Origin of the sequence: Pseudonocardia tropica (assembly GCF_040105315.1) — a bacterium.
In the GTDB taxonomy this organism is placed as follows: domain Bacteria; phylum Actinomycetota; class Actinomycetes; order Mycobacteriales; family Pseudonocardiaceae; genus Pseudonocardia; species Pseudonocardia alni.
Map to the genome: position 1 here is coordinate 182,345 of NZ_JBEDNP010000010.1, position 12,199 is coordinate 194,543.

Below are 12,199 nucleotides of genomic sequence, written 5' to 3' on the forward strand. Positions count from 1 at the left end.
CCGGTTCCGCCCCGGACGCCCGGTCCGGGACCACACTGATCGGGTGACGGTGCCGCGACAGCGCGACCCGCGCCCGACGGGCGCCGCAGCCGGACGCCCCCGGGCGTCGCGGCTCGCCCGGCTGCGCCGCGTCCCGCCGCTGCACCTGCTGCTCGGCGCGACCGGCGCGCTGCTGGCCGTCGGCGTCGTGATGGTGCTGTCGGCGTCGGCGGGCGGGAAGACCGTCGCCGACGGCATGGTGCTCACCGTCTTCGTCCGGCACCTGATCTTCCTGCTGCTCGGGGTCGGCGCGTTCGCGCTCGGGATGTGGGTGTCACCGGTCCGGCTGCGCCGGTGGACGCCGTGGCTGCTGTTCGCCTGCCTCGCCGCGCTGGTGCTCGTGCTGGTCCCGGGGATCGGCGAGGTCCGCGGCGGCGCCCGCCGGTGGATCTCGGTCGCCGGGTTCACCGTGCAGCCGGGCGAGGCGGCCAAGGTCGTGTTGCTGCTGTGGGGCGCGCACGTGCTCGCGCTGCGGGGCCGCACCGTGCGCCACGGCCGCTACGCCGTCCTCCCGCTGGTCCCGGTCGCGCTGCTGGCCGGGGCGCTGCTCATGCTGCAGCCCGCACTCAGCACGACGGTCGCGCTCGGCGTCATCGTGCTGTCGCTGCTGTTCTTCGCCGGGGCGCCGCTGCTGTTGCTCGGGGGCCTGTCCGGCGGGGCGCTGCTCGGCGTCGCCGTCCTGGGGCTCACCGCCGACTACCGCCGCGACCGGATCAGCACCTTCCTCGGCGCCGGCGACGAGCTCGGCGCCGGCTACCAGTCCCGCCAGGCGCTGCTGTCCCTCGCCGACGGCGGCCTGTTCGGCACCGGCCTCGGCCAGGGCCGCGCCAAGTGGGACTACCTGCCCAACGCCGCGAACGACTTCATCTTCGCCGTCATCGGGGAGGAGCTCGGGCTGGTCGGCGGGCTCGCCGTGCTGGCGCTGTACCTGCTGCTCGCCTGGGTCGGGCTGCGCGTGGCCGCCCGCACCCGGGACCCGTTCCTGCGGCTGGTGACGGCGGCGACCGCGACCTGGGTGGTCGTGCAGGCCGTGATGAACGTCGGCTACGTCGTCGGCCTGCTCCCGGTGACCGGCCAGCAGCTGCCGCTGGTGTCGGCCGGCGGGACGGCGCTGGTCAGCACCCTGTTCCTGCTCGGGCTGGTCGCCAACGCCGCCCGCCGCGTCAGGTAGCCAGGCTGCCGCGCAGCACCGTGGACCCGGCGCCGTCGAGGACCCGGAACTCCTCCGCGTCGGCCCGCAGCACCGAGGAGTTGAGGTTGCAGACCATCGGCGACGCGCCGGTCCCGACGAACTCGCCCGCGCTCACCTCACGCCCGTCCTCGGCCTCGACGACGACGCGGTAGGTCGCACCGGAGCGGAACCCGTCGCCGTCGAGCACGATCTCCACGCCCCAGGTGTGCGGGATCGCGACCGCCGTGGCCTGCACCGCGGGGTCCATCGCCTGGACCGCGACCGGCTCGCGGGGGATCCCGTCGTGGTCGCCGACCAGGTACCCGACGACGCCGCCGACGAGCAGCGCGGCCGCAGCCGCCGCCGCGACCGGAGCCCACCGGTTCCGTGCCCGGGCCGCGGCCGATGCCGGACGCTCGGCCCGCGCCGCCGCCATGATCCGGTCGCCCAGGTCCGGCGGGGGAGCGGGAGTGTGGTCGAGCCGGTCGGGGTCGACCCGGCCCAGCGCGGGCAGCACGCTCGCGACCTCGGCCAGCTCCTCGCGGCACGCCGGGCAGCCCTGCAGATGGGCCTCGAGGGTCGCCCGCTCGTCACCCTCCAGCCGGCCCATCGCGTGGTCACCCAACGACTCCCGCATCGCCCGGTGCTCGTCCGGAGTCACGGTTCCACCCCCATCTCGTCCATCGCCAGTCGCAACGCCTTCAGCCCGTAGAAGACCCGGCTGCGGATCGTCCCCACGGGCACCCCCGCCTCCGCCGCGATCTCGGCGTGCGGACGCCCCCGCAGGTACGCCTCGACGATCGCCTGCCGATGCTCCGGACGGAGCCGCCGCAACGCCTCCTCGACCAGCCAACCGTCGACGAGGGCGTCGTCGGCAGGGCCGATGGAGTCCAGCCCGGTCTCGGGCTCGTCGGTGAGCCTGCGGCGCCAGGGCCGCGCCGCGACCCTACGGATCTCGTCGACGACCACGTTGCGGGCGATGGCGAACAGCCACACCCGCAGACTGGCGACCGACGGGTCGTAGGAGTCGGCACGACGCCAGGCGCGCAGGAAGACCTCCTGCACGGACTCCTGGGCCCCACCCTCGTCGCCCAGCTGACGCAGGGCATAGCGGTAGAGCTCGGCTCCGTGCGCGGTGTACGCGGCGCGCAGCCCCGGCTCGGAGTCGAGCCCGGGTTCGGCGGCGCGCGCGTCGACGGAGCGCAACCTGCGGTGAGGCGCCTTCATCGGTGTCCGGATCCTCCTGAACGTCCCTGTCCCCGATGTGTACGCACCCGGGGGCGGGGATGTTCACGGGGTCGGAGTGGGATACGCTGCGGGGGTCCTGATCGGCGAGATCGGGGCATGCGGGCGTAGCTCAATGGTAGAGCCCCAGTCTTCCAAACTGGCTACGCGGGTTCGATTCCCGTCGCCCGCTCAGGTGGTTCCACCAGCGGAAACGGCGTTTGCTCCCGATCTCGGGAGGGGCGCCGTTTCTGCTTCGGGCGATGAGCGGGATCGGTCACCGGAGCCCGGCGATCCGCTGCAGCCCCGCGATCACCTCGTCGGCTGACGGCGCGTGCTCCGGGTCTGTGAGGTGCTGCAGCAGCACGCCCGAGATCAGGGCCAGCTGGGCGGATCCGACGGACCGGACGTCGGCGCGATCCAGCCCGTCCTCCGGTGCGGCGAGCAGGGCCGCGGCCAGCCCGGACCGGCCCTGCTCCAGGCTCGCGCCCAGCAGCTCCCGGATCGGGTCCGAGCGCTGGGCCAGCACTGCGGCCTCGATGCTCGCCGCGAACAACGCCCGGTGCGCGGTGAAGGACTCGATCATCCGCACCCAGGCGTCGCGGTAGTCGCCGGCGGTGCTCATCGACGCCGCGACCGCCTGCCCCCAGTCCCCCATCAGGTCGTCCATCGCGCGGGTCAGCAGAACCTCGCGGGAGCCGAAGTGGTAGCCGATCGCGGCCATGCTCACGTTCGCCTCGGTGGCGATGTCGCGCACGGTCGACGCCGCGTACCCGCGCTCGAGCAGACAGCGCTTCGCGCCGGCCAGCAGGTCGTCCCGGTTCCCCACGGGAGCGAAGTCTACGGGATCGCCTAGTTTGGGCGATCGCATGATGCGAACGAATTGCGCGTTTGCCCAAATCTCTGGCACCGTCGGACCGGCCGCCCCGCCGTTCCCGGCGCGGGGCCACCGGGAGGACCCATGCGTCACCGTCCGAGCGCGGTACTGGCCGCCGTCGGAACCGCATTCGCCATGCTGGCGGGATGCGCGGCCACCGATCCGGCGGGCACCGGGGCGGGCCCGGTGGCCGGCACCGACGCGGGACCGGTCCGGGGGGCGATCGCCGGTGCCGTGCACACGTTCCGCGCTGTCCCCTACGCAGCCCCGCCGGTCGGTGGGCTCCGCTGGGCACCGGCCCGGCCACCGCAGCCCTGGACCGAACCGCGGGACGCGACCGCACCCGGCCGGTTGTGCGCGCAGGACGGCCTGGAACTCGGCCGCCCCAGCACCGACGAGGACTGCCTCACCCTCGACGTCACCAGCCCGGCGGAGCCCGGCGGCCCGCTGCGGCCGGTCCTGGTGTGGGTGCACGGCGGGAGCAACGTCGACGGCGGTGGCGGTCTCTACGGTGCGGCGCGGCTCGCGGCCGAGGGCGGGCTCGTCGTCGTCACGATCAACTACCGGCTCGGTGCGCTCGGCTTCCTCACTCATCCGGCCCTGCCCGGCGCCGACAACCTCGGCCTGACCGACCAGCAGGCCGCGCTGGGCTGGGTGCGGCGCAACGCGACGGCGTTCGGCGGCGACCCGGGCAACGTCACCCTGACCGGGGAGTCCGGCGGCGGGGCGGCGGTCTGCACCCAACTCGCCTCCCCCGCGGCCGACGGCCTCTTCGACAAGGCGATCGTGAGCAGCGCCGACTGCACCGCCACCTGGTCACCGGAGCGGTCCACCGCGCCCCGGCCGCGGGAGGTCGCGCAGCGGCGCGGGCAGGTCATCGCACAGCGGCTCGGGTGTTCCGACCCGGCCACCGCGGCGGAGTGCCTGCGGAACAGGTCGGTACCCGAGGTGCGCGCCGCCTCCGAACGCGATGGCGCGGGCGTCGGCCCGGTCGTCGAAACTCCCGAACTGCCGCGCGACCCGGCGACTCTCCTCGGCGAGGGTGCGCTCCGCGACGTCCCGGTCATGATCGGCTTCAACCGGGATGAGGAGCGCTTCCGGATCTACGGCGAGGAGCTGGGCCGCGGCCCGACCACGCTCGGCCACCTGCGAGACGAGGTGACCCGCCTCGACGGCCCGGACGCGCCGGCCGTGCTCGCCCAGTACCCCTGCGCCGACGACGGCTGCGCGGCCACCACCCTTGCCGAGCTGCTCACGGCGCGGAACTACGCGCGCGGCGTCACCGACGCCGCGGACCTGCTCTCGTCCGGCGCCCCGGTGTTCGCCTTCGAGTTCGCCGACCAGCGGGCGCCCTGGTTCCGTGAACTTCCACCGGCCCGCTTCCCGCAGGGCGCTTTCCACACCGCGGAGCTGCCCTACCTGTTCGACGTGGACTGGGCCGGACCGCTCGACCCGCAGCAACGGGCCCTGGCCGCGGAGATGGTCGGATACTGGTCGCGGTTCGCCCGCACCGGCGATCCGAACGGCGGCGACGCACCGCTCTGGCAGTCGCACACCGGGCCGGACTCGTTCCAGGTGCTCGCCCCGGGCCCCGGTGGGATCCACCCGGCGGCCGGTCTCGCCGACCGGCACCACCTGGGGTTCTGGGCGGAGCGGTCCCGGTGACAGGTGGCGACTCAGCAATGCGTCGCCCGGGACCGGAGCTCGGCGGCTCCCGCACCGGCAAGTTCGTCCACCCTACCGGGCGTTTGTAGATCGCGAGCAGTAGCACGAGGGGCGTCCCGGTCACCTCGGGACCGCCACCGATTGCGAAATCGACGTCGGTCGCCGTTGGTCGAAGCCCCGCGACGGGCTCCCTGGCCCCGCCGAACGACATCGACGTGCGGGCCTACAGGCGCCGAAGCACAACGCCGACCGGAGGTTCCTGTCAATCCCCATCGGACGGTGTACGTCCTCGCCGTGCACGATCATCTCGACCAGGCGGGTCCTCAGCGGGGACGGTCGAGTCAAGCCGGGGCTACTGGATATCGGCCAGAACGGCAGTATGGTGACATTGATCAAGCATCGCGCAGCCCGCTCGACAGATTCGGGACAGACCCAGCCGTCCTCGGAGGCGCGGTTGTCGCGTTGATCCGCAGCCGGGCGAGGCTGTCTCTCGCGCTGGACCATCGCCCCCATTTCATCGGCGATGCGGCGGTCCCGCTCGGTGCTCGCGTGCTGGTAGATGATCGCGGCCCGCATCGACCCGTGGCCCATGCGGTGCATGAGTTCGCGGGTGGTCGCGCCGGAGTTGGCGGCGAGCTGGTTCCCGGTGTGTCGCAGATCGTGGAAGTGGAACCCGACCGGCAGGCCGGCCTTCACCACGGTCTCCGGCCACCGGGCGGCGCGACCGACGTTGCCGCGCCGCAGCATCGCCCCGCGCTCGCCCCGGAACACCAGCCCTTCTGCGCCGGCCCCGGCGAACTTCTCGATGTGGGTCCGGAGTTCCTCGCCGAGGAAGTCGGCGACGGCGACGTTCCGGACCCCTGCGGCGGACTTCGTCGGTCCTGCTTGTAGCCCTCCCCGGCTCAACTGCGCGAGCTTGCGCCGGACGTACACGGTGCCGGTGTCCAGATCGATGTCGCAGCGACGCAGCCCGACCAGCTCGCCCCAGCGCAGGCCGGTGAACGCGGCCGCCAGAACGAGCGCCCGGAACCGCTCGGGCATCCGCCCCGCGACGTCGAAGACCTGCGCCACGGTTGCGGTCGTGCGTTCGGGGGGACCGGTGCTCGCCCGCCCCCTTGATCCGGCGGTAGGACGGCCGGGTGCGCAGACAGCCGACACAGGGCAACCGTGGTAGCTCCGCGCAGAGGAAGTGCGCGGTCGGGGGAGGGGCCCAGTCCCCTACCGCCAGCATGGCCATGGTCGTGTCGACCGCGAGCTGCTCCGGCTCGTCGACCCGCATCGGCTCGGTCATCGTCCGCATGAGCGCAGAGTGCGTCAGCCACTGACAAGAATTGCCCGATGCCGCGCATCTTCGCAGGCCCACATCTGCGCATCCGGGTTCCGCCGGACGGTGCAAACGCCGGTGATGTTTCGAGCAGATGACGCTTGGCGCTGCACTGCTCCGCGTTTTGAAACGGCCGGGAAACCTGCGAGTCCTCTTCTCGCCACAACGTCTTCCTAGCGTCTCGCACATCGGATTCAAGGTTGTATCCAGCAGCTCAACGGGCCCTATCGGGTCCCGTTCTCGGTGAGACGGCGCCCGGAAATCCGGCCGGCGCGCATGACGGAGGCTCTGTTGTGGGAAGTATGAAGCGGATTCAACGCGCCCTCGCGGGGCTTGCGCTGGTGTCTCTGGGGCTCGGTGTCGCCGGCTGCGGCGCCCGAGTCGACGACGCCGGCGGCGGCGGTCAGGCCGCGGCGTCCTGTGTGGACACCTCCGGTGACTCGGTGAAGATCGGGTTCTTGAACTCGCGGTCGGGCACGATGGCGATCAGTGAGAACACCGTCTACAACAGCCTCGCGATGGCGGCCGACGAGATCAACGCCGCCGGCGGCGTCATGGGCAAGAAGTTGGAGATCGTCGCCGAGGACGGGGCGTCCGAGCCCACGATCTTCGCCGAGAAGGCGACGAAGCTGATCCAGTCCGACTGCGTGGCGGCGGTGTTCGGCGGGTGGACCTCGTCCTCGCGCAAGGCGATGCTGCCGGTCTTCGAGTCCAACGACGCGCTGCTGTTCTACCCGGTCCAGTACGAGGGCCTGGAGTCGTCGAAGAACATCTTCTACACCGGCGCCACCACCAACCAGCAGATCATCCCGGCCCTGGACTACCTGAAGGAGAAGGGCGCCAAGAGCCTGTTCCTGGTCGGTAGCGACTACGTCTTCCCCCAGACCGCCAACAAGATCATCAAGGCGTACGCGGCGGCGAACGGGATCGAGATCAAGGGCGAGGAGTACGCCCCGCTCGGGCACACCGACTTCTCCACCATCACCGCGAAGGTCCGCGACGCCGACGCCGACGCGGTGTTCAACACCCTCAACGGCGACTCCAACGTCGCGTTCTTCAAGGAGTACAAGAACCTCGGTCTGACCGCCGCGACGATGCCGGTGCTCAGCGTGTCGATCGCCGAGGAGGAGGTCGGCGGCATCGGTGTCGACAACATCGTCGGCCAGCCGGTGGCCTGGAACTACTACCAGACCATCGACACCCCGGTGAACAAGAAGTTCGTCGCCGACTTCACGGCGAAGTACGGCCCGGACAAGGTCACCTCCGACCCGATGGAGGCCGCCTACACCTCGCTGTACCTGTGGAAGGCGATGGTCGAGAAGGCGAAGTCCTTCGCGGTGCCCGACGTCCAGGCCGCCGCGGGCGGGGTGTCCTTCGACGCCCCGGAGGGCACGGTCACGGTCAACGGCGAGAACCACCACATCGCCAAGACCGCGCTGATCGGCAAGATCGGTCCCGACGGGCTGATCTACACCGACTGGACCTCCGGCAAGCCGATCGAGCCGGACCCCTACCTCAAGTCCTACCCCTGGGCCTCGGGCCTCGCGGGCTGACCCGTCCCGACCGCTACGCGGGTGGACCGGTGCGCCGTCGTCCGGCGGCGCACCGGACCTTCCCGCGGTTCGGAGAACCCATGGAAATCCTGGTCACCCAGATCTTCAACGGACTGTCCGTCGGCTCGATCCTGCTGCTCGCCGCGCTCGGCCTCGCCCTGACCTTCGGGCAGATGGGCGTGATCAACATGGCGCACGGCGAGTTCATCATGGCCGGCGCCTACACCGCGTTCGTCGTGCAGCAGGCCCTCGGCGCGGCCGGGCTGTCGCTGCTGCTGTCCCTGCCGCTCGCCTTCCTCATCGGCGGACTGCTCGGCGTCGTGCTGGAGGCGACCCTGCTGCGCCGCATGTACCACCGCCCGCTCGACACCCTGCTGGTCACCTGGGGTGTCTCGCTGGTGCTGCAGCAGGCGGCCCGCGACGTGTTCGGCACCGCGGGCGTCGACGTCCCGGCGCCGGGGTGGCTGTCCGGGCCGATCGAGATCCTGGGGTTCGACTTCCCGCGGTCGCGGGTGTTCATCCTGGTGCTGTCGCTGCTCGCCGTCGGCGTCGTGCTCGCGCTGCTCAAGTACACCTCGCTGGGCAGGCGGATCCGGGCGACCGTGCAGAACCGCCAGCTCGCCGAGACCTCCGGGATCTCCACCCGGCGCACCGACATGCTGACGTTCTTCATCGGGTCCGGGCTGGCCGGCGTCGCCGGGGTCGCGCTCACTCTGATGGGTTCGATCTCGCCGAACCTCGGGACGAGCTACATCGTCGACGCGTTCCTCGTCGTCATCGTCGGCGGTCTGGGTCAGCTGCGCGGCGCGATCATCGCCGCGTTCGTCCTCGGCGTCGCCCAGTCCTGGATCGAGTACTCCACCTCGGCGTCGATCGCCAAGGTCCTGGTCCTCGCCCTGGTCGTCGCGTTCCTGCAGTTCCGGCCGCAGGGGATCTTCGCCCTCCGCACGAGGAGCCTGGTATGAGCACCTCGACCGTCACGACACTGCTGCGCGGCCGCTACGCCGTCGGCCTCGGGTTCCTCGCCGCCGCGGTGGTCCTGTTCGCCGTCGCACCCGCAGTCCTGACCGACTTCCGGCTCGGGCTGCTCGCCAAGTACCTCTGCTACGCGATGGTCGCCGTCGGCATCGGCCTGGCCTGGGGACGCGGCGGGATGCTCACCCTCGGCCAGGGCGTGTTCTTCGGCATCGGCGCCTACCTCATGGCGATGCACCTCAAGCTCGCCGACGCCGGCCCCGGCGAGACCCCGGACTTCATGACCCTGATCACCTCCGACGGGCCGCCCTGGTGGTGGGAGCCGTTCCGGTCCCCGGTCGTCACCCTCGTCGCCATCCTGGTATTGCCCGCGCTCGTCGCGACCGTGCTCGGGCTCGCGACGTTCCGCCGCCGGGTCCGGGGCGCCTATTTCGCGATCCTCTCGCAGGCGCTCGCCGCGGCCTTCGCGATCCTGCTCATCGGCAACCCGACGACAACCGGCGGCTCGACCGGGCTCAACAACTTCGTCGGCTTCTTCGGCTTCTCGCTGCGCGACCCCGCCAACCGGCTGATGCTGTACTTCATCGCCGCGGGGGTCCTGCTGGCGATGGTCGCCGGGGTCCGCCAGCTGATGGTCAGCCGCTACGGCGAGCTGCTCGTCGCCTGCCGCGACTCCGAGGAGCGGGTCCGCTTCCTCGGCTACGACCCTGCCACCGTCAAGACCGTCGCCTTCGCCCTCGCGGCGATGACGGCCGGGATCGGCGGCGCGCTGTTCGTGCCGATCGTCGGCATCGTCTCGCCCAACGACGTCGGCGTCGTCCCCTCGATCGGGTTCCTGATCGGGGTCGCGATCGGCGGCCGCACCACGCTGGCCGGGCCGGTGCTCGGCGCCATCGCCGTCGCCTGGGCCGGAACGACGCTGTCCGAGCAGTTCCCGTCGGGCTGGACCTACGCCCAGGGCCTGATGTTCATGCTGGTCATCGCGTTCCTGCCGGGCGGCATCGCCTCACTGGTCGCGGTGCGCCGCCGCCGGGGCGCCCACGCAGGCGATACCGACGGCCCGGCGACCGAGCCGGATCCCCAGCCCGCTGCGACCGGAAGGACGACCCCGTGACCGACCCGAATCCGCGCGACCTGACCATCCGCGAGCTGACCGTCACCTTCGGCGGTTTCGTCGCGGTCGACCACGTCGACCTCACCGTCGACGCCGGCGACCTGCGGTTCCTCATCGGCCCCAACGGTGCGGGCAAGACCACGCTGATCGACGCCGTGTCCGGCCTGGTCGCGGGGACCGGGGCCGTCCGGTTCGGCGGCCAGGAGCTGCTCGGGCGCAAGGTGCACCGGATCGCCCGTGAGGGGGTGGGCCGCACCTTCCAGACCGCGACGGTGTTCGAGGAACTCACCGTGCTGCAGAACCTCGACATCGCCACCGGTGCCGGCCGGTCGGTGTGGACGCTGCTGCGCCGCCGTCGCGAGGTCCCCGCCGCCGTCGCCGAGGCCCTGGAGATCGTTGGCTTGACCGCGCACGCCGACACCCCGGCCGGGGTGCTCGCGCACGGCCAGAAGCAGTGGCTGGAGATCGGGATGCTGCTGGTGCAGGACGCCCGGCTGCTCATGCTCGACGAGCCGGTCGCCGGGATGAGCGCCGAGGAGAAGGACGAGACCGGACGGCTGCTGCAGCGCATCAGCGGGGAGCGGACCGTCGTCGTCGTCGAGCACGACATGGACTTCATGCGGTCCTTCGCCCGGTCGGTCACCGTCCTGCACGGCGGACGGGTGCTGTCCGAGGGCAGCGTCGCTCAGGTCCAGGCCGACCCGAAGGTCCAGGACGTCTACCTGGGTCCCGGGCACCACTCCGCCGAGACCGCGGCCATCGTCCTCGGGAAGGAGGTGGCCCGATGAGCGACTCCGTGCTGACCGTCGAGGCTCTCGACGTGGCCTACGGCCGCACCACCGTGGTCCACGGGGTGGACCTGACCGTGCGCACCGACGGCGTCACCGCCGTCCTGGGACACAACGGCGCGGGCAAGACGACGCTGCTGCGCGCCGCCGCCGGCCTGCTGCCCGCGACCGCCGGGCGGATCCGGCTCGACGGCGAGGACGTCACCGGGTGGGCCCCGAACCGGCGCGTCACCCGCGGGCTGGCCTACGTCCCGCAGGGCCAGCAGTCCTTCGGGCAGATGACCGCGGGGGAGAACCTGCAGGTCGTCGCGGACGGCCGGCGGGACGGCCGGGCTGCGATCGGGGAGGCGCTCGACCTGTTCCCCGCGCTGAAGGGCCTGATCGGGCGGCAGGCGGGGCTGTTGTCGGGCGGCCAGCGCCAGCAACTCGCCATCGCGCGCGCCCTGATCACCCGGCCTCGGCTGCTCGTGCTCGACGAGCCGACCGAGGGGATCCAGCCCTCGGTGGTCACCGAGATCGAGCGGACCATCGTCGAGCTGACCGGCCGCGGCGGGCTCGCGGTCCTGCTGGTCGAGCAGCACGTCGGGTTCGCCCTCGACGTCGCCGACCAGTACTACGTGCTCGCCTCGGGGCGCATCGCGTCGCAGGGGGCGGGAGGTGCCGGGTCGGCCCGCGACGTGCGTACCGCGATGGCCATCTGAGCGGCGGATCATGGGCCTGTGGATGAGAACGAGACCGTCATGACGTCCGTCGCGACACCGGGTGACCAGCCGGCCCCGCTGCGGGAACGGGCCTACACCGAGCTGCGTGACGCCGTCCTGAACGGGGAGATCTCCGCCCGCGAGCGGCTCACCGAACCCAGGCTCGCCAAGCGGTTCGGGATGTCGCGCACCCCGATCCGCGACGCGATGACCCGGCTGGTCGCCGACGGCCTGCTGCAGCGCGAGGACTACGGCTACTCGGTCGTCGTACCCGGGCTCGCGAGGATCCGGGACCTCTACGAGGTCCGGATCGCGGTCGAGCTGCGCGGGATCGCCCGCTGCATCGAGAACCCGGAGGTCGATCACGACGTCGCGACGCTGGAGTCCGAGCTGCGGTACTGGTATGAGCTGCGAGCCGACCCGCCGGAGCCGTCGCCGGAGTTCGTACTCCTCGACGAGCGCTACCACGCCGCGCTACTCACTGCATCGGGCAATCCGGAGCTGGTCACCGTCCTGGTCGACGTCAACCGCAGGATCCGGCGGATCCGCATGTACGACTTCATCGTCCCCGGCCGGATCGAGACCTCCATCGACGAACACGTCGAGATCGTCGAACGCGTCCTCGACGGTCGGTTGGAGACCGCGCAGCGCCTGCTGCACGAGCACATCGGTGCCTCGTTGGAGATCGTGCTCGAGCGGGCCACCCGTGCCCTCGTCGCGATGAACTCCCATCTGCCGGACGCCGCACCACCTGTCATCACCTGAGGA

Annotated in this window: 12 protein-coding genes and 1 tRNA gene; 9 read left to right on the top strand and 4 right to left on the bottom strand. The window is 71.8% G+C overall.

Features of this window, described 5'->3' with window-relative positions:
- Window positions 1-43: 43 nt before the first annotated feature.
- Complete coding sequence (locus WHI96_RS18120) at window positions 44-1,210, top strand: FtsW/RodA/SpoVE family cell cycle protein (RefSeq protein ID WP_345644152.1); 1,167 nt, start codon at window positions 44-46, stop codon at window positions 1,208-1,210.
- Here WHI96_RS18120 and WHI96_RS18125 read toward each other — a convergent pair.
- On the bottom strand, window positions 1,203-1,871 hold the full coding sequence (locus WHI96_RS18125) for an anti-sigma factor family protein (RefSeq protein WP_345644149.1): 669 nt from the start codon (window positions 1,869-1,871) through the stop codon (window positions 1,203-1,205). The two genes, WHI96_RS18120 and WHI96_RS18125, sit on opposite strands and share 8 nt — an antisense overlap.
- On the bottom strand, window positions 1,868-2,437 hold the full coding sequence (locus WHI96_RS18130; protein WP_345644146.1) for a sigma-70 family RNA polymerase sigma factor: 570 nt from the start codon (window positions 2,435-2,437) through the stop codon (window positions 1,868-1,870). Before WHI96_RS18130 ends, WHI96_RS18125 begins: the two co-directional genes overlap by 4 nt.
- A 119-nt stretch (window positions 2,438-2,556) precedes the next feature.
- On the opposite strand from WHI96_RS18130, the gene WHI96_RS18135 reads away from it, so the two are divergent.
- Window positions 2,557-2,627, top strand: a tRNA-Gly gene (locus WHI96_RS18135).
- 84 nt (window positions 2,628-2,711) lie between these two features.
- On the opposite strand, the gene WHI96_RS18140 is transcribed toward WHI96_RS18135, so the two are convergent.
- On the bottom strand, window positions 2,712-3,263 hold the full coding sequence (locus tag WHI96_RS18140; RefSeq protein ID WP_345644143.1) for a TetR/AcrR family transcriptional regulator: 552 nt from the start codon (window positions 3,261-3,263) through the stop codon (window positions 2,712-2,714).
- Window positions 3,264-3,395: 132 nt separating this feature from the next.
- Here WHI96_RS18140 and WHI96_RS18145 point away from each other — a divergent pair, with 132 nt between their 5' ends.
- Window positions 3,396-4,976 (top strand): carboxylesterase/lipase family protein, encoded by a 1,581-nt coding sequence (locus tag WHI96_RS18145; RefSeq protein WP_345644140.1) that lies wholly within the window; start codon window positions 3,396-3,398, stop codon window positions 4,974-4,976.
- 120 nt (window positions 4,977-5,096) lie between these two features.
- Here WHI96_RS18145 and WHI96_RS18150 read toward each other — a convergent pair whose 3' ends face one another.
- Window positions 5,097-6,047 carry a tyrosine-type recombinase/integrase gene (locus WHI96_RS18150; protein ID WP_345644137.1) on the bottom strand — a complete coding sequence of 317 codons (951 nt, stop codon included), beginning with the start codon at window positions 6,045-6,047 and terminating at the stop codon, window positions 5,097-5,099.
- Window positions 6,048-6,641: 594 nt separating this feature from the next.
- Between WHI96_RS18150 and urtA the strand changes: the two genes are divergently transcribed.
- The 6 genes from urtA (at window position 6,642) to WHI96_RS18180 (ending at window position 12,196) form a co-directional block, all read left to right on the top strand.
- On the top strand, window positions 6,642-7,853 hold the full coding sequence (urtA, locus tag WHI96_RS18155; RefSeq protein ID WP_345644134.1) for an urea ABC transporter substrate-binding protein: 1,212 nt from the start codon (window positions 6,642-6,644) through the stop codon (window positions 7,851-7,853).
- 80 nt (window positions 7,854-7,933) lie between these two features.
- Window positions 7,934-8,818: an urea ABC transporter permease subunit UrtB gene (urtB, locus tag WHI96_RS18160; protein WP_345644131.1), complete on the top strand. Its 885-nt coding sequence runs from the start codon at window positions 7,934-7,936 to the stop codon at window positions 8,816-8,818.
- The gene (gene urtC / locus WHI96_RS18165; RefSeq protein WP_345644126.1) at window positions 8,815-9,942 is read left to right on the top strand and encodes an urea ABC transporter permease subunit UrtC; all 1,128 of its coding nucleotides are present in this window, start codon (window positions 8,815-8,817) and stop codon (window positions 9,940-9,942) included. The genes urtB and urtC overlap by 4 nt, the downstream gene beginning before the upstream one ends.
- A complete protein-coding gene (gene urtD, locus WHI96_RS18170; RefSeq protein WP_345644121.1) occupies window positions 9,939-10,730 on the top strand; it encodes an urea ABC transporter ATP-binding protein UrtD in 792 nt (263 codons plus the stop codon). Before urtC ends, urtD begins: the two co-directional genes overlap by 4 nt.
- The gene (gene urtE, locus WHI96_RS18175; RefSeq protein ID WP_345644118.1) at window positions 10,727-11,431 is read left to right on the top strand and encodes an urea ABC transporter ATP-binding subunit UrtE; all 705 of its coding nucleotides are present in this window, start codon (window positions 10,727-10,729) and stop codon (window positions 11,429-11,431) included. The genes urtD and urtE overlap by 4 nt, the downstream gene beginning before the upstream one ends.
- An 18-nt stretch (window positions 11,432-11,449) precedes the next feature.
- A complete protein-coding gene (locus tag WHI96_RS18180; RefSeq protein ID WP_345644115.1) occupies window positions 11,450-12,196 on the top strand; it encodes a GntR family transcriptional regulator in 747 nt (248 codons plus the stop codon).
- The last annotated feature ends 3 nt before the right edge of the window (window positions 12,197-12,199 follow it).

Excerpts from the sequence above, each read along its gene's own strand:
- urtC (WP_345644126.1), top strand. The coding sequence starts at position 8,815 with ATGAGCACCTCGACCGTCACGACACTGCTGCGCGGCCGCTACGCCGTC.
- urtB (WP_345644131.1), top strand. The coding sequence starts at position 7,934 with ATGGAAATCCTGGTCACCCAGATCTTCAACGGACTGTCCGTCGGCTCG.
- WHI96_RS18130 (WP_345644146.1), bottom strand. The coding sequence starts at position 2,437 with ATGAAGGCGCCTCACCGCAGGTTGCGCTCCGTCGACGCGCGCGCCGCC.
- urtE (WP_345644118.1), top strand. The coding sequence starts at position 10,727 with ATGAGCGACTCCGTGCTGACCGTCGAGGCTCTCGACGTGGCCTACGGC.
- WHI96_RS18145 (WP_345644140.1), top strand. The coding sequence starts at position 3,396 with ATGCGTCACCGTCCGAGCGCGGTACTGGCCGCCGTCGGAACCGCATTC.